Source organism: Microbacterium sp. ARD31 (assembly GCF_031844425.1).
This window is the reverse complement of record NZ_JAUZVE010000005.1, coordinates 256798-279627: the sequence shown is the minus strand read 5'-3', so window position 1 is coordinate 279627 and position 22830 is coordinate 256798. Positions and strand designations below refer to the sequence as shown.

At 70.7% G+C, this 22830-nt stretch carries 18 protein-coding genes; 5 read left to right on the top strand and 13 right to left on the bottom strand.

What is annotated here, in order from left to right; all coding sequences use genetic code 11:
- Positions 1-93 precede the first annotated feature (93 nt).
- Positions 94-855, top strand: a complete 762-nt coding sequence (locus Q9S36_RS16865) for a GMP synthase (RefSeq protein ID WP_311286122.1) — start codon at positions 94-96, stop codon at positions 853-855.
- On the opposite strand, the gene Q9S36_RS16860 is transcribed toward Q9S36_RS16865, so the two are convergent.
- The 8 genes from Q9S36_RS16860 to Q9S36_RS16825 all read right to left on the bottom strand — a co-directional run bounded on the left by Q9S36_RS16860 (position 782) and on the right by Q9S36_RS16825 (position 10592).
- On the bottom strand, positions 782-1627 hold the full coding sequence (locus Q9S36_RS16860; RefSeq protein ID WP_311286121.1) for a TspO/MBR family protein: 846 nt from the start codon (positions 1625-1627) through the stop codon (positions 782-784). The two genes, Q9S36_RS16865 and Q9S36_RS16860, sit on opposite strands and share 74 nt — an antisense overlap.
- A gap of 118 nt (positions 1628-1745) precedes the next feature.
- On the bottom strand, positions 1746-2237 hold the full coding sequence (locus tag Q9S36_RS16855) for a glutaminase (protein ID WP_311286120.1): 492 nt from the start codon (positions 2235-2237) through the stop codon (positions 1746-1748).
- 311 nt (positions 2238-2548) lie between these two features.
- On the bottom strand, positions 2549-3259 hold the full coding sequence (locus Q9S36_RS16850; RefSeq protein ID WP_311286119.1) for a GTP pyrophosphokinase family protein: 711 nt from the start codon (positions 3257-3259) through the stop codon (positions 2549-2551).
- 45 nt (positions 3260-3304) lie between these two features.
- Positions 3305-4186, bottom strand: coding sequence for a transposase (locus Q9S36_RS16845; RefSeq protein WP_311286118.1), 882 nt, complete (start codon positions 4184-4186; stop codon positions 3305-3307).
- Positions 4187-4389: 203 nt separating this feature from the next.
- Positions 4390-5694: a xylulokinase gene (xylB, locus tag Q9S36_RS16840; protein ID WP_311286117.1), complete on the bottom strand. Its 1305-nt coding sequence runs from the start codon at positions 5692-5694 to the stop codon at positions 4390-4392.
- 123 nt (positions 5695-5817) lie between these two features.
- A complete protein-coding gene (xylA, locus tag Q9S36_RS16835; RefSeq protein WP_311286116.1) occupies positions 5818-7014 on the bottom strand; it encodes a xylose isomerase in 1197 nt (398 codons plus the stop codon).
- 76 nt (positions 7015-7090) lie between these two features.
- Positions 7091-9445: a glycoside hydrolase family 3 N-terminal domain-containing protein gene (locus Q9S36_RS16830; protein WP_311286115.1), complete on the bottom strand. Its 2355-nt coding sequence runs from the start codon at positions 9443-9445 to the stop codon at positions 7091-7093.
- 142 nt (positions 9446-9587) lie between these two features.
- A complete protein-coding gene (locus tag Q9S36_RS16825) occupies positions 9588-10592 on the bottom strand; it encodes a LacI family DNA-binding transcriptional regulator (protein WP_311286114.1) in 1005 nt (334 codons plus the stop codon).
- 104 nt (positions 10593-10696) lie between these two features.
- On the opposite strand from Q9S36_RS16825, the gene manD reads away from it, so the two are divergent.
- Both manD and Q9S36_RS16815 read left to right on the top strand, forming a co-directional pair.
- On the top strand, positions 10697-11929 hold the full coding sequence (gene manD / locus Q9S36_RS16820; protein ID WP_311286113.1) for a D-mannonate dehydratase ManD: 1233 nt from the start codon (positions 10697-10699) through the stop codon (positions 11927-11929).
- A gap of 14 nt (positions 11930-11943) precedes the next feature.
- Entirely contained in the window at positions 11944-13917 is a 1974-nt protein-coding gene (locus Q9S36_RS16815; protein ID WP_311286112.1) for an alpha-glucuronidase, read from the top strand.
- Here Q9S36_RS16815 and Q9S36_RS16810 read toward each other — a convergent pair.
- From Q9S36_RS16810 to Q9S36_RS16790, 5 genes are all read right to left on the bottom strand, one after another.
- A complete protein-coding gene (locus Q9S36_RS16810) occupies positions 13911-14606 on the bottom strand; it encodes a DUF624 domain-containing protein (RefSeq protein WP_311286111.1) in 696 nt (231 codons plus the stop codon). The genes Q9S36_RS16815 and Q9S36_RS16810 overlap by 7 nt on opposite strands.
- Positions 14607-14691: 85 nt before the next feature.
- Positions 14692-16719, bottom strand: coding sequence for a beta-galactosidase (locus tag Q9S36_RS16805; RefSeq protein ID WP_311286110.1), 2028 nt, complete (start codon positions 16717-16719; stop codon positions 14692-14694).
- Positions 16720-16835: 116 nt separating this feature from the next.
- Entirely contained in the window at positions 16836-18521 is a 1686-nt protein-coding gene (locus Q9S36_RS16800; protein WP_311286109.1) for an extracellular solute-binding protein, read from the bottom strand.
- 52 nt (positions 18522-18573) lie between these two features.
- Positions 18574-19485: a carbohydrate ABC transporter permease gene (locus Q9S36_RS16795; RefSeq protein ID WP_311286179.1), complete on the bottom strand. Its 912-nt coding sequence runs from the start codon at positions 19483-19485 to the stop codon at positions 18574-18576.
- A gap of 41 nt (positions 19486-19526) precedes the next feature.
- A complete protein-coding gene (locus Q9S36_RS16790) occupies positions 19527-20537 on the bottom strand; it encodes a sugar ABC transporter permease (RefSeq protein ID WP_251451950.1) in 1011 nt (336 codons plus the stop codon).
- A gap of 182 nt (positions 20538-20719) precedes the next feature.
- On the opposite strand from Q9S36_RS16790, the gene Q9S36_RS16785 reads away from it, so the two are divergent.
- Both Q9S36_RS16785 and Q9S36_RS16780 read left to right on the top strand, forming a co-directional pair.
- On the top strand, positions 20720-21724 hold the full coding sequence (locus tag Q9S36_RS16785; protein ID WP_311286108.1) for an acetylxylan esterase: 1005 nt from the start codon (positions 20720-20722) through the stop codon (positions 21722-21724).
- Positions 21721-22725 carry a LacI family DNA-binding transcriptional regulator gene (locus Q9S36_RS16780; RefSeq protein WP_311286107.1) on the top strand — a complete coding sequence of 335 codons (1005 nt, stop codon included), beginning with the start codon at positions 21721-21723 and terminating at the stop codon, positions 22723-22725. Before Q9S36_RS16785 ends, Q9S36_RS16780 begins: the two co-directional genes overlap by 4 nt.
- Positions 22726-22830 lie beyond the last annotated feature (105 nt).

The window sequence follows — 22830 nt, the reverse complement described above, 5'->3', positions numbered from 1 at the left end:
TGATACATCGCGCGGGCGCCGTTCGCGGCATCCGATGACGAACGACGTCGGGCGCCGCCGGCACGTCGCCGGGCGCGGCCTAGAATCTTCGGCATGACGACCGCTCCGCTGCTCTACGTCTGCGCGCGGCCGCAGCAGGACGCCGCGCACGCCGAGTACGAGTCCTTCCGTCACGCGATGGGGCTGGCGACGTCGCAGCTGGACCGCCTCGATCTGGTGCGCGAGCCGCTCCCCGGGGACGTTCTCGATCGCCACAGCGGCATCGTCGTGGGCGGGAGCCCCTTCAATGTCACGGATCCGGAATCGACCAAGACCGACGCTCAGCGCGGAGTCGAAGCGGGGCTCGAGCGGATCGCCGCCGGCATCGCCTCGGGGGACGGACCCGCGGCGATGTTCACGTGCTTCGGAATCGGCGTGGTGACCCGGATGCTGGGGGGCGAAGTCAGCCGCGCCTTTCCCGAGGACACCGGTCCGGTGACCGTGGCCCTCACGTCCGCGGGAACCCGCGACCCCCTCTTCGGCGAGCTCGCGCCGCGCTTCGAGGCGCTCACCGCGCACAAGGAGGGGACGGGAGTCCTGCCTCCGGGTGCGGTGCAGCTAGCCTCCGGCAGCGGGTGCCCGGTTCAGGCGTACCGGATCGGCGACCGCCTGTACACCACGCAGTTCCACCCCGAGCCGACGCCCGAGGCGTTCGTTGCGCGCATGACGGTGTACCGCAACGACGGCTACTTCGACGCCTCGGCGTTCGACGAGGTCGCGGACCGCGTGCGCGCGGCATCCGTCAACGAGCCGCAGGAGCTCCTGCGGCGGTTCGCGCGCCGATTCGGCCCTTCCCCGAGCGACCTTCCCGCGTAGACCGCAGCCAGAAGGCCACGCCGGCGACGAGGATCACCAGGGCCACCACGATGGCGGTGGCTCCGATCACGGCGCTCGGCGGCTCGTCGGCCAATCGGCCGACGGCCAGCCACGACAGGCCCCACGTCAGCGCCAAGGTGGGCGCCAGCCGTCCCGACAGCGCAGCGATGGAGACTCCGATCACCGCGACGACGGCGAGCACCGCGACGCCCCACAGGTCGGCGGCGTCCGCCCACGACGGATCGCCGATCTGTGTGAGCCACGCTGTGGCGTTCGCCACCGTGGCCAGCGTCACCCAGCCGAGGTGCAGACCGGTCACGCCGTCGATGAGGATGCGTCCCACCCAGCCGCGCGGGGGCGCCACCACGACCGCGCGCCGGAAGGTCAGGGCGAGCGCGATCAGCAGCACGACGATCATCAGCACGGTCAGCGGCAGCGTCAGGAACTGCGCCGTCACCAGCCACAGGCCGTTGAGCACCATGGTCGCCGCGATCCACGGGCCGAGCGCCCGCTGACGCTCATCGGTGCGCTGCCCGGGCAGCGCCTGCCAGACGGTGTAGGCGATCAGTCCGAGGTAGATGACCGACCAGATCGAGAACGCCTGCGTCGCCGGAGCGAGGTACGACCCGTCGGCATCGAGGGCTCCGTCCTGCAGATCCTGCACGGGAGTGCCCCCGAACAGGCCAGTTCCGACCATCGCGGCGATGAGCATGAAGCACGCCGCCGCGATGACACCGATCTGGCGGACGACGTCACGCGGTTCACCGTTCATGATGACGAACCTACGACCGTCGCGGTGCACCTGCACCCGCTTGACACGGCGTCATCGAGCTGGCAAACGGATCCAGGACGCGCCGGGCGGCGGATTCAGGACGCGCCGGGCGGCGGGTTCAGGACGCGCCGGGCGGCGGGTTCCGCAGCAGCTCGATGCGCTCGGCGAGGTACCCGTCGAGGGGACGATAGCCTCCCGCGGCACTCCAGCGGACCGACGGCACACCGTCCACCGAGGCGAGCGGCCCCGACGCGCCACCCTCGGCGAGGACCTCGGGATCCAGCATCCGCCACCCGACGTGCACCACGGCGCCCTCGTCGAACCCGCCCCGGTGCGCCGCCGCGGCCCGTTCCGCCCGGTCGCGCTGGGACTGCGCGGTGTATCCGCGCCGCGCCTCGCGCCGGGCACGCACGATCTCGCCGGTGGCGAGCACCGCGTCGTCGGTGAGAAGCAGCACACCGAGATGCCAGGCGGTCCCGGACGGGACGATGCGGGACGCCCGGGCGACGCCGAGGATGCGCCGCGGCGTGACGACGCGGCCGAGGGCCTCGCGCGGGGCGCCGGCCAGCTCTGCGCGTGCGGCGTCGAAGAGGGCCGCGGCCGTCGTCACACGCCCTCCACCGCGGGCGCGGGCGCGGGTGCGGGTGCGGGTGCGGTCGGGTTCACCCGCTCAGGCTAGCGCCGGTCTCCGCGACGGGAGGTCGCGGGGAGCCCGAGCGCGAGCCGTCACGTGTGTCGGATGCCGCGCCCCGAACCCGACAGAACTGACGGCTCACGAATCGCCCCACCGCCCGCAGGGCCGGGCGGGCGAGAAGTCGAGCGCGAGCCGTCACGTGTGTCGGATGCCGCGCCCCGAACCCGACAGAACTGACGGCTCACGAAACCGCGAGCCCACGAGCCCGGGCCCCGCCGCGCGCGCCGTCAGAGTTCGACGACCCGGCCGTTCCCACGCGGAGCGGGGCCGCGGATCGCGCGGTGCAGCCGCAGCATCCGCTCGTCGAGTTCGGCCGCGGTGTCGGCGGCGTCTTTCAGGCTGGCCAGCAGCTCGGGCGGAACCCTCGTGTCGAACTTGTAGTAGATCTTGTGCTCGAGGCTCGCCCAGAAGTCCATCGCGATCGTCCGGAACTGCACCTCGACGGGCACGGCGATCCGGCCGGTCGACAGGAACACCGGGACCTCGAGGATGGCGTGCAGGCTCTTGTACCCATTGGCCTTGGGCTCGGCGATGTAGTCCTTCACCTCGAGCACGCGGACGTCGTCCTGCTCGGTGAGGAGGTCGAAGAGGCGGTACACGTCCGTGGTGAAGCTGCAGGTGAGGCGCACCCCGGCGATGTCGGTGATGTGCCGGCGGATCGACGCGAAGTCGGGCTCGACCCCTTTGCGCTGCACCTTGTCGAGGAGGCTGTCGGTGGACTTCAGCCTGCTCGTGACGTGCTCGATCGGGTTGTAGTCGTGGGTGAGGAGGAACTCGTCGCGCAGGATCGCGATCTTCGTCTCGATCTCCTGCATGCCGAAGCGGTACTCGAGCAGGAACCGCTGCATGTCGTCCCGCATCGTCCGCAGCTGCGAGGCCGAGAGGGTGATCGGATCGTCGCTGCTCGCCGCGTGCGCCAGGGGCGCGGAGGTCGCCATGCCCGGCACGTTACGGAACGCGGCTACGAGAGCCCTGAGAACCGGTCACTCCGCGGGGACGTCGCGCTGTGCCGCGTCGGCCTGACGACGGGCCTCTCCTGCACGGGATGCCGCGGCCGACGCCCGCCGCTCGAGATCGGCCAGCTTCTGCCTGGCGGACTCCGCTTCCGCCTCGACGCGGTCCAGGTCGCGCCGCAGCTCGGCCGCGCGTTCGTCGAGGTGATCGACGCGCTCCTGGGCGCTCGCGCGGGCGGCGCCGGCACGGGCGGCTTCGCGCTCGGCCTCGCTCGCCGCACGGTCGGCCTCGCGCGCGGCTTTCTCCGCCGCCCGGCGCGCGCGACGCTGCGCGAGGTCGTCCCGCGGCGGCGGTGCGACGATCCCCGGAACCGAGCCGCCCACGGCCGCGTCGAGGTCGGCGGGCTCGAACGCCCCCGCCTCGAGCGGGGCCACCAACCGCCCGGTCATCACCGCGGCCGCCGCGCCGGCATCCATGACCGCGGCATTGATGGTCTTGGCGATCGCATCCTTCGTCGCGGCGCTCACGGCGACCCCCTGCGACGCGGCGAGGTCGGCTGCGCGCGCGGCGAGCGCGCCTACCAGAGCGCGCCGTTGGCCGCCGAGACGCGACAGTTCGGCGGCATCGAGGTCGTCCTGCGCTTCACGGAGCGCGGCCGACAGCTCCAACGCCTCGCCGAGCTGACCGTCGCGGGCGAGCAGGTTCACCGCGAATGCCGCCGCCACGGGTTTGCGGAGTGCGGCGATCCGCTTCGACAGAGGCGCGCGGGATGCCGCGGCGCGCGCATTCCGTGCCCCGGTGAACTCCGCGGGCGGCAGCCCGTAGAGGTCGTCGGCGACGGCGTCGAGGTCGGCGCCGTCGGGGTCGGCTTCGGCGGCGGCAGCTCCATCACCGTCGGTCGGTTGCGGCATCCGCCCATTCTGCCGCCCCGACCCGGCCGGGTGGCAGACCCGCACCGCCGGCGCCCCTCGTCGCCACTGCGGGACATGAGGTCGCGGACGTCGTGTCCGTTCAACGGGGCCGACACCGCGGCGCGATCGAACGCGTCGCGCGCGCTGCCACTCATGCGAGCGATAGACCGCACGCGCCGCCTGCCCCAGAACGGCGGGGGCGGTCAGTCGTCCGCGAAGGCCGCGGCCTGGCGGGCGGCGCCGAGTGCCACGTATTCGCCCGGCTCCGGCACCTCGACCTCCAGTCCCAGCACCTGCGGCGCGATCGCGCGCACCGCCTCGGACTGCGCTCCGCCGCCGATGAGCAGAGCCCGCTCGAGCGGGACGCCCAGACCGCGGAGGGCGGCCAGCCCCGCGCCGAGACCCGACAGCATCCCCTCGACCGCGGCGCGGGCGAGGTTCTCGCGCGTGGTCGAGGCCAGGGTCATCCCGGTGAGCGAGGCCGTGGCATCCGGCAGGTTCGGGGTGCGCTCGCCCTCGAAATAGGGCACGAGCGCGAGCCCGCCGGCGCCCGGCTCGGCGGCCAGGGCCAGCCGGCTGAGCTCGGCGTGGTCGACGCCCAGCAGGCGCGCCACGGCGTCCAGCACGCGGGCGGCGTTGAGCGTGGCCACCAGCGGGAGGAAGCGGCCGGTGCAGTCGGCGAACCCCGCGACGGTCCCGGTCGGGTCGATCGTGCGCTGCTCGCTGACGGCGAAGACGGTGCCGCTCGTTCCGATCGACACCACGACGTCGCCGGGTCCGGCGCCGAGGCCCAGGGCGGCTCCGGCGTTGTCGCCCGCGCCGCCGCCCACGCGGCGTCCGTCGGCGTCGGTCACCGACTCCGCGGGGCCCAGCACGCGCGGCAGCACCGCGTCGTGCCCGAGGGCCGCGGCGAGGAGCTCGCGGTCATAGCCACCGGACTCGGGATTCCAGTAGCCGGTGCCCGAAGCATCCGATCGATCGGTGATGAGCTCATCGAGCACCGGACCGCGCGGGGATTCGCCCGCCGGACCGAAGCCCCGCAGCCGCCATGTGAGCCAGTCGTGGGGCAGCGCGACGGCCGCGACCCGCGCGGCGCTGTCGGGCTCGTGGTCGCGCAGCCAGCGGAGCTTGGTGATCGTGAAGGACGCCACCGGCACCAGCCCCGTGCGATCGGCGAGCGCGTCGGCGCCGAACTCCGAGATCAGATCGGATGCCGCACCCGCCGACCGCGTGTCGTTCCACAGCAGCGCGGGACGGATGACCCGGCCGTCGGCGTCGAGGACGACCATGCCGTGCTGCTGGCCCCCGATCGCCCACGCTCGCACGTCGTCGAGGCCACCGGCATCCTGGATCGCGGCTTCGAGCGCCGTCCACCACGCCGCCGGATCGACCTCGGTGCCCGCGGGGTGCGTCGCGCGCCCCTGCCGCACGATGGCCCCCGTCGCCGTGTCCACGACGACGACCTTGCACGACTGCGTCGACGAGTCGACTCCCATCACCAGCGTCATCGCCACTCCTGTGTCGTCGGTTCCTGCCGTCGGTTCCTGGCCGCGAGAGTACATCTGCGCGACGAGAGGGCGGGGGCGCCCCGTCCTCTCGTCCGCCAGATGTACTCTCGCGGTCCCGGTCGGTCAGCCGCGGGCGCCCATGAGGTGCTCGGTGGCGAGCTGCTGCAGGCGCACGAAGCCGAAGCCCTTGCCGCCGAGGTAAACCGACGGGTCGAAGTCCTCGTAAGCGCTGCGGTCGGCGAGCAGGTCGTCGTAGGACTCCCCTTCGCCGAGCGTCGGCTGCGACAGCTCGAACACCTTCGCCGCCTCGAGCGCCTCCTGCACCCCGGGGTCGGCACGGAAGGCCGCCGCGCGCTCCTTCAGCAGCAGGTAGGTGCGCATGTTGGCCGCGGCGGAGTCCCACACGCCCGTCTCGTCCTCGGTGCGCGAGGGCTTGTAGTCGAAGTGACGGGGACCGTCATAGGCCGGGCCGCCGTTCGGGCCGCCGTTCTCGAGCAGGTCGACCAGGGCGAAGGCGTTGTGCAGGTCGCCGTGACCGAACACGAGGTCCTGGTCGTACTTGATGCCGCGCTGGCCGTTGAGGTCGATGTGGAAGAGCTTGCCGTGGTACAGCGCCTGCGCGATGCCCGCGGCGAAGTTCAGTCCCGCCATCTGCTCGTGGCCGACCTCGGGGTTCAGGCCCACCAGTTCGGGGCGCTCGAGCGAGTCGATGAAGGCGAGGGCGTGACCGACCGTGGGCAGCAGGATGTCGCCGCGCGGCTCGTTCGGCTTCGGCTCGATCGCGAAGCGCATGTCGTAGCCCTTGTCGGTCACGTAGTCGCCCAGCAGGTTGACCGCCTCGCGGTAGCGCTCGAGTGCCTGGCGGACGTCCTTGGCGGCGTCGTACTCCGCGCCCTCGCGCCCGCCCCACATGACGAAGGTCGTCGCGCCGAGCTCAGCGGCCAGGTCGATGTTGCGCAGAACCTTGCGCAGCGCGAAGCGTCGCACGTCGCGGTCGTTCGAGGTGAACCCGCCGTCCTTGAACACGGGGGCCGAGAACAGGTTCGTCGTGACCATCGGCGCCTTGAGGCCGGTCGACTCGAGCGCGCCCTTCAGGCGGTCGATCTGGGTCTGCCGCTCGGCGTCGGTCGAGCCGAACGCGAACAGGTCGTCGTCGTGGAAGGTCAGGCCGTAAGCGCCGAGCTCCGCGAGCTTCTCGACCGCGTGCACGACGTCGAGCGGGTGGCGCGTCGGGCCGCCGAACGGGTCGGTTCCGTTGTAGCCGATGGTCCAGAGGCCGAACGTGAACTTGTCGGCGGGAGTGGGGGTCGGGGTGGGCATGGCGCTCCTTCGCGGGTTTTGTTGCTGGAAACAACCTATAGCATTCCGGATGCCGCGTCCACCGGCATCCGTCGATTCAGACCGGAGTCGCGTCGACCTCGGCGGTGAGGTGGCGGCGGTGGTCCACGATGCGAGTGGGACCGACGAGGCGGACCGTCTGCGCCGAGACGAGGTCGCCGCTGGAGCGGCCTGCCGACAGCACCAGCTCGCCCGCCTCGACCACACGGTCGCCGGAGGCTGCGGTGTAGACGGCGAGGTCGGCGTGGACCGCGAACTCGACGTCCGCCGACGCACCCGCCGCCAGCGGCACACGGGCGTACGCGATGAGCTTCTGCACCGGGCGCGCGACCGACGCGACGGGGTCGTGCAGATAGAGCTGCACGACCTCGACGCCGGCGCGAGACCCGGAGTTGGCCACCCGCAGCCGAACGCGCACGATCCCGTCGGTGTCGATCTCGTCGCGGTCGACGAGCAGGTCCGACCACGTGAAGCTCGTGTAGCTCAGCCCGTGGCCGAACGGGAACGCCGGAGTGGGGTCGATGCTCGAGACGTCCGACCGCTGCGCGAGACGGGCCGCGAGGTAGGTCGAGGGCTGGGTGCCCGGCGTCGCCGGGACGCTCACCGGCAGTCGCCCGCTCGGGTTGACGCGTCCGCTGAGGACGCCGGCGATCGCACCCGCGCCCTCTTCGCCGGCGAAGAACGCCTCGACGATCCCCGCGGCCTCGTCGCTCGCGCGGCCGAGAGCGTACGGGCGTCCGGCCAGCATCACCGCGACGGCCGGCGTTCCGGCATCGAGCACCGCGTCGACCAGCTGCTGCTGGGCTCCGGGCAGCGCCAGGGTCTCGATGTCGCAGCCCTCGCCGCTGGTGCCGCGTCCGAACAGTCCCGCGCGGTCGCCCAGCGCCAGGATCACCACGTCTGCGGCCGCTGCGAGGCGGACGGCCTCCGCGATCCCCGAGGTCTCTCCGCCGTCGACGGTCGTCCCGGCGGTGTGCGCGATGCGCGCGTCCGGGAACTCCGCGCGGACGGCCTCGAGGAGCGTCGGGATCCGGATGCCCATCTCGACCCCCGGATGCTGCGTGACCACGTGCGTGGGGAACGAGTAGCAGCCGAGCATCGCGTAGGGGTCGTCGGCGTTCGGGCCGATCACGGCGATCGACGCCGGCCGGTCGAGCGGCAGCGTGCCGTCGTTGCGAAGGAGCACGACGGCGGCCTCGGCGAGCTCGGCCGCGAGGGCGCGGTTGCCCGGGGGGTCGAGGTCGATCGTGGCGCGCAGCGCCTCGGGATCGGCGAGGTCGGCGCCCGCGAGCGCCGGCGGCACCGGCGTCCAGTCCGGATCGAGCAGACCGAGCTCGGCCTTCTGCCGCAGCACGCGGCGCAGCGCCGTGTCGATGAGGTCGAGCGGGAGGATCCCCTCCTCGACCGCGCGCCGCAGGGGCTCGCCGAAGGTCTTCACCGTGGGCAGCTCCACGTCGATGCCCGCTCGCAGCGCGGCGCCGGCGGCTTCGGCCCAGGTCCCGGCCACCCCGTGCAGCAGCTTCAGGAAGGCGACCGAGAAGTAATCGGCGACGACGGTGCCCTCGAACCCCCACTGGTCGCGCAGGAGCCCGGTCAGCAGGGAGCGGTCGGCGGCGACCGGCACGCCGTCGACATCGCTGTACGAGTTCATGACGCTGCGGACGCCGCCCTCTCGGACGGCCATCTCGAACGGCGGCAGCAGCACGTCCTGCAGCTCACGCCGCCCCACCGACACGGGAGCGAGGTTGCGGCCGCCCTTGGACGCCGAGTAGCCGACGAAGTGCTTGAGGGTGGCCACGACGCCGGCCGACTCCACCCCGCGCACGTACGCCGTGGCGATGGTCGCCACGAGGTGCGGATCCTCGCCGATCGTCTCCTCGACGCGTCCCCAGCGCGCGTCGCGCACGACGTCCAGGACGGGGGCGAGCCCCTGGTGCACGCCCACCGAGCGCATGTCGTCGCCGATGCGGCGAGCCATCCGCTCCACGAGCCCGGGGTCGAACGTGGCGCCCCACGACAGCGGCACCGGGTAGGCCGTCGCCCCCCACGCGGCGAAGCCGGCGAGACACTCCTCGTGCGCGAGTGCGGGTATCCCCCAGCGCGAGGTGGCGCGGATGCGCTCCTGGGTGCGCATGAGCGACACCGCCCCCAGCGCGGCGTCCACCGGCCGGGTCCCGAAGGGGCGGGTCAGCTGACCCAGTCCGAGCGGCAGCAGCTGATCGAGGTCGACGACCTCTTCGACGTCGTGCTGGTGCGGGGCGACGTCGCCGCCCTCGTCCGACGCGCCGACCCACACCCCGTAGAGCTGCGCCAGCTTCTCCTCGAGGGTGAGCACCGACACCAGTCGCTCGACCGGGTCATCGCCGTCGGAGAGGGCGGGGTCTGCGCTCCATTGCGCGGTCGAAACTTTCATTGATCACCTTTGATGGTTCGACGGTCCAAGGGCGTTGATCCACGGCAAACGATTGATTCACTACCGGAAAACGCCTACGTTAACGTTTACATTACAGGCGACAGTTTCGAAAGCAAGGGTGCGGATGCCGGTGACGACGACGTCAGATCGCGGTGGTGCGCGCGCCCGTCGAGCCGCGGTGAACGAGCGTCGGCACGATGAGGCGGCGCACGTCGGCGTGAGCGTCCGCACGGTCGACGCGGGCCAGGAGAAGGTCCACCGCCGAGCCGCCCATGTCGCGCAGGTCGACGCCCACGCTCGTCAGACCGGGGGTCGAGAGCTCGGCGACGTAGGTGTTGTCGAAGCCGATCACGCTGATGTCGCCCGGCACCCCGACCCTGAGTTCCGCCCACCCGGCCAACAGCCCGAGAGCGACGACGTCGTTGTAGGCGATGACGCCGGTCGCGCCGTCCTCGCGCACCGCCGCGGCGGCGCGGCGACCGCCCGCCGACGTCGGCTCGGTGCCGTTGAGCTCAACGAGCACCGTGTCCTCCGCCTCGGCGACGGCCTCCCGGATGCCCGCGAGGCGGCGTCCCTGCGACCACGACCGTTCGGGTCCGCCGACGTACAGCAGGCGGCGGTGCCCGAGCCCGCGAAGATGGTCCACGGCCGCGCGCACGCCGGCTCGCTCGTCGATGGTGACCGAAGGGGTGAGCGGGGCCCGCTCGCCCAGGTCCCGGTTGATCAGCACGGAGGGCACGGCCTGCACGACGGCCAGCAGCGCGTCGTCCTCGAGGCGCGACGATGCCAGGATCACACCGTCGACCTGCGAACGGAGGGCGGTGAGCTCCTCGGCCTCGACGTCCGCCTGTTCGGCGGTGTCGACCACCACCAGTCCGTACCCCTGGGCGCGCGCGGCGGCCTGCGCGCCCTTCGTGAGCGCCGCGAAGTAGGGGTTCTCGATGTCGGGGACCACGAGGGCGACGACACCCGTCCGCCCGCGACGCAGACTCCGCGCGGCGCGATTGGGGCGGTAGCCGAGGGCGTCGATGGCCGCCTGCACCCGCTCGCGTGTCTCGGCCGACACCACCTGCGGTTCCCGCAGCGTCCGCGAGACCGTGGCGATCGACACGCCCGACAGCCGGGCGACGTCGTGGACGGTCACCATGCGCGACCACCTCGCTCGAGCGGAATCGGCCCGTCCACCGCGCGAAGCGGGACGACGCCGTCAGGACCCTCCGATCCTAACGTCCCCCTCGGGAGGAGACCGCGATGACCGCCACCATCCGCAGCGCCGAGGTGCTCATCTCGAGCCCGTCGCGGAACTTCGTGACCCTGCGCCTGACCACCGAGGACGGCGTGGTCGGGCTGGGAGACGCCACCCTGAACGGCCGTGAGCTCGCCGTGGCCTCCTACCTGCGAGACCATGTGGCGCCTCTGCTCATCGGGCGGGACGCGCACCGCATCGAGGACACCTGGCAGCTCCTCTACCGCTCGGCGTACTGGCGGCGCGGTCCGGTGACGATGACGGCGATCGCCGCCGTCGACATGGCGCTGTGGGACATCAAGGGCCGCCTGACCGGACTGCCCGTCTACCAGCTGCTCGGCGGCGCCTCGCGCACCGGCGCCCTCGTCTACGCGCACGCCTCGGGCGCGGACCTCGAGGATCTCGGCGACTCCGTCCGGGCGCGGCTGGCGGAGGGATACCGTGCGATCCGGCTCCAGGTGGCGGTACCCGGCATGGGCTCGGGCTACGGCATCTCGTCGGGCCGCAGCACCGGCGGTCGGTACGCGTACGAGCCCGCGAAGCGGGCCGGACTCGCCGTCGAGGAGGGGTGGGACTCCGCGCGGTATCTGCGCTACATGCCCCGCATGTTCGAGTGGGCGCGCGCGGAGTTCGGCCCCGACGTCGCACTGCTGCACGACGCTCATCACCGCCTCACCCCCATGCAGGCCGCGCGCTTGGCACGCGATCTCGAGCCGTTCGACCTGTTCTGGCTCGAGGACTGCACGCCGGCCGAGAACCCCGAGGCGCTGCGCCTCGTGCGACAGCACTCGGTGACACCGCTCGCGATCGGCGAGGTCATGAACTCGATCTGGGACTTCGCGCCCCTCATCCAAGAGCAGCTGATCGATTTCGTCCGGGCCAGCGTGACCCACACCGGGGGCATCACCCACCTGCGGCGCGTGTTCGACCTCGCGGCGCTCCATCAGATCCGCTCCGGCAGCCACGGACCGACCGACATCTCGCCCGTGGGCATGTCGGCGGCCCTCCACCTGGATCTGGCGATCCACAACTTCGGCATCCAGGAGTACATGGCGCACCAGCCCCTCGCGCATGAGGTGTTCCGGACGTCGTGGACGTACCAGGACGGAATGATGCACCCCGGCGACGAGCCGGGACTCGGCGTCGACTACGACGACGACGCTGCCGCGCGATTCCCCTACGAGCCCGCCTACCTCCCGGCGGCGCGCTTGATCGACGGGACGGTGCACGATTGGTGATCGGAAAACATGACATGACGAATGAGCACGCGATGTGGCTGCCCGACGAGGTCTCTCGGGCCGTACGGGGAAGGAGCATCGCCGTCATCGGCGACGGGATGCTGCTGGACACGGTGCGGGCCGAGGCGGAACGGGCGGGTATGACGACCGCGCGGCCCGACGACCGGGCGGACCTGACGATCGTCCCCGCCGCGCAGGCCGGGACGGCGTGGGAGGAGCCTCTCGACCTCGACGGTCTCGGACCCGAGGGCTTCGTCCACGCTCAGCGCGGCGGCCGCGCGCTCGTCGTCTACGGCGGAGCCTCCGGGGCGCTGTACGGATGGTTCGACCACCTTCGCCGTTCGCTGCACGAGTCCGGCGACGGCACCGAACGCTCCGAGCCGCGGCATCCGCTTCGCATGCTCGACCATTGGGACAACGTCTCGATCCATCCCGTGATGGGCCAGGTCGAGCGCGGCTACGCCGGCGGGTCGATCTTCTACGAAGACGGGCGCGTCCGCGCCGACCTGTCGCGCGTGGCGCGCTACGCGCGGCTGCTCGCCTCGGTCGGGATCAACCGCGTGGCGATCAACAACGTCAACGTCGGGCGTCGCGAGGCGCTGCTGCTCACCGAGGATCTGGGCGAGGTCGTCCGCATCGCCGACCTGTTCCGGCCGTGGGGCATCCGCACGCACCTCGCGGTGAGCTTCGCCGCACCGCTCACGATCGGGGGCCTCGACACCGCCGATCCCCTCGACGAGGACGTGGCGTCGTGGTGGGCGGATGCCGCGACCGCGGTCTACGCCCGGATCCCCGACTTCGGGGGCTTCCTCGTCAAGGCGGACTCCGAAGGGCAGCCAGGCCCCTACGCCTACGGCCGCGACCACGCCGACGGAGCGAACATGCTCGCGCGCGCCCTGGCCCCGCACGGCGGTCTGGTCCACTGGCGCGCTTTCGTCTACAACCACCGCCAGGACTGGCGCGACCGTTCCACCGACCGCGCGCGCGCCGCGTTCGACACCTTCGCCCCGCTCGACGGCCGGTTCGACGACAACGTCGTGCTGCAGGTGAAGTTCGGGCCGGTGGACTTCCAGACCCGCGAGCCCGTCTCCCCCGTGATCCCCGCGATGGCGCACACCAAGGTCGCGCTCGAGCTGCAGGTGACCCAGGAGTACACCGGCCAGCAGCGCCACGCGGTGTACCTGGCGCCGCAGTGGCGCGAGGTCCTCGACTTCGCCCCGTTCGGTCCGGACGGTCCTCCCCTCTCCGACATCGTGCAGGGCGGCATGGCGGCCGTGTCGAACGTCGGCGACGACGCGTTCTGGACGGGGCATCCGCTCGCGCAGGCCAACCTGTACGCGTACGGGCGGTTGACGTGGGATCCCGCGCTCGATCCCGGGGCGATCCTCGACGAGTGGATCGCGCTGACGTTCGGCGATGACGAGGCCGCGCGCCGCGGCATCCGCTCGATCCTCGATGATTCGTGGCGGACGTACGAGTCCTACACCGCACCGCTCGGGGTCGGATTCATGGTCAGCCCGCTGCGCGGGCACTACGGTCCCGACGTCGACGGCTACGAGTACTCACCGTGGGGCACCTACCACTTCGCCGACCGCGACGGGGTGGGCGTCGACCGCACCGTGGCGACGGGGACCGGGTACGCCGGCCAGTACCCCGAGCCGTGGGCGCGCACGTACGAGTCGCTCGAGACGGTTCCGGACGAGCACGTGCTGTTCTTCCACCACGTGCCGTACGGGCATCGGCTGCACAGCGGCGCGACCGTCATCCAGCACATCTACGACACCCATTTCGCGGGCGTGGAGCGCGTGGACGAGATGGCCGCGACGTGGGACGACCTGCGGGGACACGTTCCCGACGACGTCCACGACCGCGTCCGGGAGCGCTTCGTCGAACAGCGACGGTCGGCGCGCGAGTGGCGCGACCAGATCAACACGTACTTCTTCCGCAAGTCGGGGGTCCCCGACGAGCGCGGGCGCGAGATCTACTGATCGGATGCCGCGACGAAGCGCGCGGTGACGTCGGCGATCAGCGGCCGCGCGCTCACGAGGGCGAAGGCGGCGAAGAGCACCGCGAGTGCGGCGAGGACCACATCGGAGGTGAACGCCACGAGCGCGGTCGCGAGCACGAGGAACGACAGCGCAGCGAGCGTGACGAGGGGCTTCGCGGCGAGATAGTAGAGCGCCAGCCGCGCGGTGTCGCGGGCGCGGAAGCGGAACAGCGACGCGATGATCAGCGCGTTCCAGCTCCACAGGGCACCGACGACGAGGAACACCACCGCGGCTCCGCGGAAGAATCCGTCGACGCCGGCGGCCGGCCCGAACGCCAGGGTCAGACCGAGGATCGTGGCCCCCGCGAGAGCCGGGACCCACACCTGCAGCACATCGACGAGGTTGCGCACCCACGCGCGCCAGAACCGCGGCCACGGCGACAGGTCGTCGGCGCGACGGCGGACCTCGACGGTCGACAAGGCGGCGGAGTAGGCGGGGCCCAGCGGGACCAGGCACAGCGCGTACAGCGGGATGTTCCCCGGCGAGCGGTCGAGGAGCAGGATGCCGATCAGGCCCGGCGACGCGGCCACCAGGAAGGCGACCTCGACGACGAGGAACCAGTAGAACGCGGTCGTGACCCGCCCGAGCGGTCCGCGTCGGGGGTCGGCTGCGCCGGGGGGACCGCTCATGCCCTCCATCCTGCCCGGTCCGCCGGCCTCGCTCTGTCCGGTGCTCCGTCACCCGCCGCGTCGGAGCCCGGTCCACCGGCCCCGCTCATCGCGTCGCGATCACCAGGACGCCGGCGGGCGCGATCTCGACCTGCTCCCCCTCCGAGACGTCCCGTCCGGAGAGGATGTCGGTCCCCTCCCACGGCGCGGCGACCGTCACGGTCTCGGCGGCGTGGTTGAGGAGGAACTCGTAGCGGCGCCCGTCGATCGCGCGGGTGGTGTGCTCGAGGTCGCGGACGCCGGCGAACGGACCCACGAGGCCATGCTCGGCCAGCGCCTGCCGGATCACCCAGTCCACGCCGTCCTGGTCGAGGCACGTCGCCACGTACCACGCGCTGCCCTCGCCGAAACCGTGGCGCGTGACGGCGGGGGTGCCGGCGTAGAAGTCCTCGGTGTAGACCCCGACCGCCTCGGCGCCCTGCGGCTGCACCACGTCGAAGACATGGCGCGCCGCCGAACGCACCTCGTCGGAGCCGTCGCGGGTCAGCACCACGGTGTTGACGGTCTCGGGCGGAAGCGAATCCGTCTCGTCGACGCGGACGCCGGTCAGCGCCCCCAGGGGTCCGGGGACGTCCATGAGGAAGGCGTTGTCGTCCTCGTCGACGCGGCCGGACATGACCGTGGTGACGACCGTGCCGCCGCGGCGGGCGACATCCTCGAGCCGGGTGGCGATGTCGCCCTTGAGCATGTGCAGGAACGGCGCGACCACGACGTCGTAATCGGTGAGATCGGCGGTCACCGGAACCACGTCGAGCACGGCACCGGCCTGCCAGAGCGCCTCGTGGTAGGCCACCACCTGCTTCTCGTAGCCCACCGCGCGGCTGTGCCCGTCGGTGATCTCGAGCGCCCACCAGCTGTCCCAGTCGAACAGCACCGCCACGCGCGCGGGCGTGCGCGCACCCAGGAGCACGGCGCCGACCCGTTCCAGTTCGGCGCCGAGCTCGGCGATCTCGGCGAACGCGCGCGTGTCGGTGCGGCCCGCATGGTTGAGGATCGCGCCGTGGTACTTCTCCGACGCGCCCTTGCTGTGCCGCATCTGGAAGAACAGCACCGAATCCGATCCGTGCGCGATCGCCTGCCACGACCACAGGCGCATGATGCCGGGACGCTTCACCGGGTTGTAGTCGCGGGTGGCGGTCATCGTGGGGGTCTGCTCCATGAGCCAGAACGGCTGACCGCCCTTGAGACCGCGCATGAGGGCGTGGCTGAGCGCCATGCGCGAGACCGGCGAGCCGTCGGTCGGATAGTTGTCCCACGACGCGAAGTCGAGGTGCTCGGCCCAGCGGTGGTAGTCGAGGTGGCGGTAGATCGCCATCATGTTCGTCGTCACCGGCAGGTCGGACGACTCCCGGATGGCGTCCTTCTCCTCGCGGAACGTGCGCAGGATGTTGTCGGTGTTGAACCGGGAGTAATCCAGGGTGATGCCCTGGAACGCGGTGTGGTTGGGACCGCGCCAGTGCTCCGAGAGCATGTTGGGCGGCACGATCTGCGCCCAGTCGGTGAAGCGGTGCGACCAGAATGTCGTGTTCCACGCCTCGTTGAGGCGATCGAGGGAGCCGTAGCGCTCCTGAAGCCAGGCGCGGAATTCCTCCGCGCACAGGTCGCAGTAGCAGACCCCGCCGTACTCGTTGTTGATGTGCCACGCGATCACCGACGGGTGGTCGCCGTACCGCTCGGCGATGCGCCGGGCCATCTCGGTCGCGAGCCGCCGGTAGGCGGGCGAGCTCGCGCACGCGTTGTGCCGCACGCCGAACAGGTGGCGGCGCCCTTCGAAGTCCGTGCGGCAGACATCCGGATGCCGGTGGGCGAGCCACGGGGGGACCGCCGCCGTTCCCGTGGCCAGACACACCTTCCGGCCCTCGCGCTCGGCTCGATCGAGGATGCCGTCGAGCACCGTGAAGTCGTACGTGTCCTCATCGGGCTGCGTGAGCGACCAGGTGAACACCCCCACGGTGAGCATGTCGATGTGCGCCAGGTCGAAGGCGCGGTAGTCCTCGTCCCACACCGCCTCGTCCCACTGCTCGGGGTTGTAGTCGCCGCCGTAGGGGATGCGGTCGGTCGCGGGGAGGGTCATGGGGGCGGTGCTCCGATCTCGTGCGGGTCTTCAGGATGCCGCAGCGGCCGCTCCGGCATCCTGTCGGCGGACAGCCGGATGCGGTCCGCCCCCGAGGGAGCGGACCGCATCGCGGATCAGCCGTTCTCTTCTGCGTACCGCTCCTGCGCCTGGTTGACGATGTCGAGGTACTGGGGGAGGTTCATGCCCTCGAGCTCGGCCACGTACGCGTCCCACTCGTCCATCGAGCGCTGGCCGAGGATGAAGGCCGCGGTGTTCTGGTACACGTGGTCCTTCAGCGCCGACTGGTAGAGCGAGACCTGCTCGCGGTCGATCTCGCTCAGCGGAGCCGGCGGCGGCGGGTCCAGGATGGTCTTGCTCTCCATCGCGTCGAGGAACTCGAGCGTCTCCTCGCGGAGCATCGAACGGTCCAGCACGACCGAGGAACCGTGGGCGAGCGTCCACACTCCGTTGGAGAAGCCGTAGTCGGCCTGCAGGTTCTCAGGCGCGTCGGGGTTCAGTCCCATCGCGGTGATGTTCTCGTTCAGCGTGTAGGAGTCGCCGTCCTTGGTGTAGGTCTCGCCCTCGACACCCCACTTGGCGAACTCCAGTCCCTCGTCGGAGTAGTACAGCCAGTCGAGGAACTGCAGCAGTGCGAGGAAGTTCTCGGACTCGGTCACCTCGGACGACAGCATGAAGCCGCTGATGAGGCGCTGGCCGGACTGGAAGTTGTCCCCGGCCGGACCCGCCGGAACCCGGATCATCGCCATCTCGGCGTCGGTGCCGAGCTCTTCCACCGTGGTGCGGTAGCGGACGATCTCCTGGTCGTTGGTGCCGATCGACATCGCCGAGCCCGATGCGAACTTCTGCACGGCCTGATCGTCGTCCTGCGTCAGCGCCTCGGGGTCGAGCAGGCCCTCCTCGACGAGCGACGCGTAGAACTCGACCAGATCGCGGTACTCGTCCGTGGCCCCGGTGTAGACGAACTCACTGCCGTTCCACGTGAGACCCTGACCGAAGCTCCAGCCGGCGGAGGTGCCGAAGTTGGGAGAGACGAAGGCGAGCGTCCCCTCGATCGGACCGTTGGCCGACCAGCGGTCGGTCATGGGGTACGCGTCGGGATAGGCCTCTTTCACGGTGCGGAGCTGGTCCCGCAGCTCGTCGAACGTGGCCGGCTCGAGCGAGAGTCCGAGCTCCTCCCAGATGTCGCTGCGCACGGCGAACGAGTACTCCGGCCGGGGCTGCTCGCGGAAGCCGGGGAACATGTAGTACTTCCCGTCCTCCTGGCGGAGCTGGTCGAGATCGTCCTCCAGGTCCCACTTCTCGACCTTGTCCATGTAGTTGGGCATGTACTGGACGAAGTCGCTCGCGGGGAGCACGGCGCCACCGGCGACGAACGAGACCTCCTGACCGGGGTAGGTCACCGAGATGATGTCGGGCGCGTCGCCGGCGCCGATCACGAGCGATTTGCGCTGGTCCCATTCGGCCAGCGGGGCGCTGACGAAGTCGAACGAGACGTTCTGGTTCTCGGCGAGCTGCTCGAGGATGAGCCAGTCCTCGTCGAGCGGGTAGTTGGGGTGATCGCGGTAGAAGAGGCCGAACTCGACCGGCTCGGTGGCCTCGAAGGTGTCGCCGACGCCGTAGTCCGACATCGCCGCGACATCCTTGCCGGTGAAGTCGAACTCGCCGCCCTCTGCGACGTCGTCTCCGCCGGATGCGCTGCATCCCGACAGGATGAGCGCGCCGAGGGCGACCGCCGTGGTGGCCATGATCGCGCCCCGCCGAGCGCGCCGTCGCGCGGGCGAGTGTCCTTGCTGTGACATGGTGTTTCCTTTCGTGGGGTTGACGACGTCGTCGCTCACCGGTTCGCAGCGCTCACTGCTTGACCGAGCCGAGCATGACGCCCGAGACGAAGTACTTCTGGATGAACGGGTAGAGGCAGACGATGGGCAGCACCGTGAGCAGCATGGTGACGGCCTTCACGTTCGACGCCACCTGAGAGGCCTCGCCGGATCCGCCCGCCCCGAGTGCCTCGGTACCCATGGTGGCCGCCAGCAGATTCCGCAGGTACACGGTCACCGGGTACATGTCGGCATCGTCGAGGTAGAGGAACGCCGTGAACCAGGAGTTCCAGAACGAGACCGCGTAGAAGAGCACCATGGTCGCGATCACCGCCTTGCTCAGCGGCAGCACGATCCGCCAGAGGATGCCGTAGGTGTTCAGCCCGTCGATCGCGGCGGCCTCCTCGAGGTCTTCGGGGAAGTTCTCGAAGAACGCCTTCATGACGAGGAAGTTGAACACGCTGATGGCGTTGGGGATGACGATGGCCCAGATGGTGTTCTTGAAGCCGAGGGTGTTGATCAGGATGTAGTTCGGGATCAGACCGCCGTTGAAGAACATCGTGAAGACGGCGACGCCGATGAAGAACGCCCGCCCCTTCAGGTGCTTCTTCGACAGGGCGTACGCGAAGGTCGTCGTCAGGACCATCGCGATGGCGGTGGCCACGACGGTGTAGACCACCGTGTTGCCATAATTGCGCCAGAACATCGCATCGCCCATGACGTACCCGAACGTCGTGACGTTGAACCCCTTCGGGATCAGGTTCACCTGGCCGGAGTTGATGTACGCCTCGGAGCTGAACGCCTGTGCGACCACGTTGAGGAACGGGTACAGCGTGACGAAGCAGATCGCCACGATCAGGGCGGCGTTGATGTAGCGGAAGACGGTGTAGCTGCGCGAGTCCTTGATACCGCCCTGGGTCTGGGGGCGGAACAGGCGCTCGGACATCCGGCGCGGAACGGTGCGCAGGCTCGAGGTCGCATCGGTGGTCACCACAGGCTCGTCCCCACGGTTCGGCGCGAAATGGCATTCGCGGACAGGATCAAGGTCAGGCCGATCAGCGCTTCGAACAGGCCGATGGCGGTGGCGTACGAGAAGTTGCTCGAGATGATGCCGACCCGGTACAGGTAGGTCGAGATGACGTCCGCCGTCGGGAACAGCAGCGGGTTGTACAGCAGCAGCACCTTCTCGAAGCCGACGGCCATGAAGGTCCCGATGTTCAGGATCAGGAGGACGACCATCGTGGGCCGGATGCCCGGCAGCGTGACGTGCCAGATCTGCCGCCATCGGCTGGCGCCGTCGATGCGGGCCGCCTCGTACAGCTGCGGGTCGATCGTGGTCAGCGCGGCCAGGTAGAGGATCGTTCCCCACCCGACGGTCTGCCAGATCTCGGAGCTGACATAGATCGTCCGGAACCACTCCGGCAGCTGCATGAACGGGATCGCCTCGCCGCCGAAGAACTCGATCCCCTGGTTGATGGAACCGCGAAGCGCCGTCAGCTGGAGGACCATGCCGGCCACGATCACGATCGACATGAAGTGCGGCAGGTACGAGATGGACTGCGCGATCCGCTTGAACCGCCGCGAGCGCAGCTCGTTGAACATCAGCGCCAGGATGATCGGGAGCGGGAAGACGATGAGCAGGGTCAGCCCGCCGAGCATCGCGGTGTTCCAGAACGCGCGCCAGAATGTGGGGTCGTTGATGAAGAGCTCGATGTAGCGGAACCCGACCCACTCGTCGCCGAACATGCTGCCGCCGGGACGGAAGCGTCGGAACGCGATGATGTTCCCGGCCATCGGCACGTAGCGGAAGATGAGGAGGAAGACGAGCGGCAGGATGAGCAGCGTATAGAGCCGCCAGTCGCGGGTCAGCGCCTTGCGCCACGTGGTGGTGTTCCGGGAGCGCGGCGGCTTCTGCCGGCGGCCCTCGGCCTTCGTGTCGTCCTTCTCGGATCGAAGCTCGACGGCTTCGGCCTCGACGACGCTGTTGTTGATCGACATCCGCTTCCTTGCGCTTGTCCGAGCTCTCCGACCCGGGTCGAAAGTTTCGGCATCACCTGCGATACGAGTCGAACTTAACCCGCACCACGACGAATGTCAACGTTTTCATTGTATTGTTATCGACAGGGAAGCCACCGTGCGAAGCTGCCGTGAAATCGCTTCTCAGAGGGGTGGATGGTGCGATGGCGCGCTTCGACATAGCGGAGCCCGATCTCCGCAAGTATCGGCCGGAGGTTCCCCGGCCCGACGATTTCGAGGCCTTCTGGACCTCGTCGATCAGCGAGGCTCGCGCGGTCGATCGACCTGCGGAGCGGCATCCTTTCGACGCGGGCCTCGCGCTCGTCGATGTCGCGGACGTCACCTTCCCGGGCTTCGCGGGCGACCCGGTCCGCGCGTGGCTGGTGATGCCCCGCCACCGCCCTGATCCGCTGCCCGCGGTCGTCGAGTTCGTCGGCTACGGCCGTGGCCGAGGGCTCCCCCACGAGCGCCTGCACTGGCCGGCGGCGGGCTTCGCGCAGCTCATCGTCGACACCCGCGGCCAGGGCAGCACGTGGGGGGCGGGAGGCGAAACCCCCGATCCGCACGGTTCGGGACCGGCAGCGGCCGGCTTCCTCACCCGCGGCATCCTCGACCCCGAGACGTACTACTACCGACGCGTCTTCGTCGACGCCGTGCGGGCCGTCGACGCCGTGCGGGGATTCGACGACGTCGACCCCGCCCGCGTGGCGGTCACCGGCAACAGCCAGGGCGGCGCCATCGCCATCGCCGCGGCGGGACTCGGCGACGGTCTGGTTGGGGCTCTGCCGACCGCGCCGATCCTGTGCGATCTGCCGCGCGCGGTCGGCCTCACGGATGCCGATCCCCACGCCGAGATCACGCGATACCTCTCGGTCCATCGCACGCGCACCGCACAGGTCATGCAGACGCTGTCGTACTTCGACGGCGTCAACTTCGCGCGTCGGGCCGGCTCCCCCGCCCTGTTCGGCTCGGGACACATGGACACGATCTCGCCGCCGTCGACCGTCTACGCGGCGGCGAACTGGTGGCGAGGAGGCGCCGAGGTGGTGGCCTATCCGTGGAACGGCCACGAGGGCGGCGAGGGCGCGCACTGGGTCGCGCAGGCGGCCTGGCTGCGGCACACCCTGTCGGCCGCCCCGGCCGCGGCGGACTCTAGGATCAACGCATGACCGACACGCAGCGCGTGACGCTCGCCGAGATCGCCGCCGAAGCGGGCGTGTCTCTGGCCACGATGTCGAAAGTACTCAACGGCCGGTCGGATGTCGCTCCGGCCACCCGAACCCGCCTCGAGGAGCATCTCGCGCGCCACGGCTACACGCGGCGTGCGGGCGCGCAGCGCAGCGACTACATCGAGCTGGTGTTCCACGAGCTGGAGTCCAGCTGGTCGATGGAGGTCATCGAAGGCGTGGAGGAGGTCGCGCACGCCGCCGGACTGTCGGTGGTCCTCACCGTGAGCGGCGACCGGCACGCTCCGTCGGCGGACTGGATCGACGGCGTGCTGCGCCGGCGTCCGCTCGGCGTCGTGCTGGTGTTCTCGGACATCGCCCCGCACCGCCGCGAGAAGCTCCGCTCGCGCGGCATCCCCTTCGTCATCGTCGACCCCGCCGGCGATCCGGCACCCGACGTGCCGTCGGTCGGCTCGGCCAACTGGTCGGGCGGGCTCATGGCCACGCGCCACCTCATCGAGCTCGGGCACCGGCGCATCGCCGCGATCTCGGGCCCGGAGGACATGATGTGCTCGCTGGCGAGACTGGACGGCTACCGTTCGGCGATGAACGCCGCGGGCATCCCGATCGACCCCGCGCTCGTGCGGTTCGGCGACTTCCACCCCGCCGGCGGCGAGGCGATCGCCCGCGAGCTGCTGGCGCTCCCCGAGCGGCCCACCGCGATCTTCGCCGGCAGCGACCTGCAGTCGCTCGGCGTCATCTCCGCCGCCTCGGCCGCGGGACTGCAGGTGCCGCGCGACCTGTCGATCGTCGGCTACGACGACATCCCGCTCTCGCAATGGCTCTCGCCCCAGCTGACGACGGTGCACCAGCCGCTGCGGCGCATGGGCGAAGAGGCGACGCGCCTGGCCCTGCGGCTCGCAGACGGCGCCCCGGTCGAGACGCTGCGGATGGACCTGGCCACCCACCTCGTGGTGCGCGAGAGCACGGCCCCGCCCGCCTGAACAGGGCACTCGACCCCTCGGCGTCGGCTCCGCGGATGCCGCGCCCACCGGCATCCGGGATGTCAAGCCCGCCCTCGCCTCCCGCGGGGGCGACAGGATGGAGGG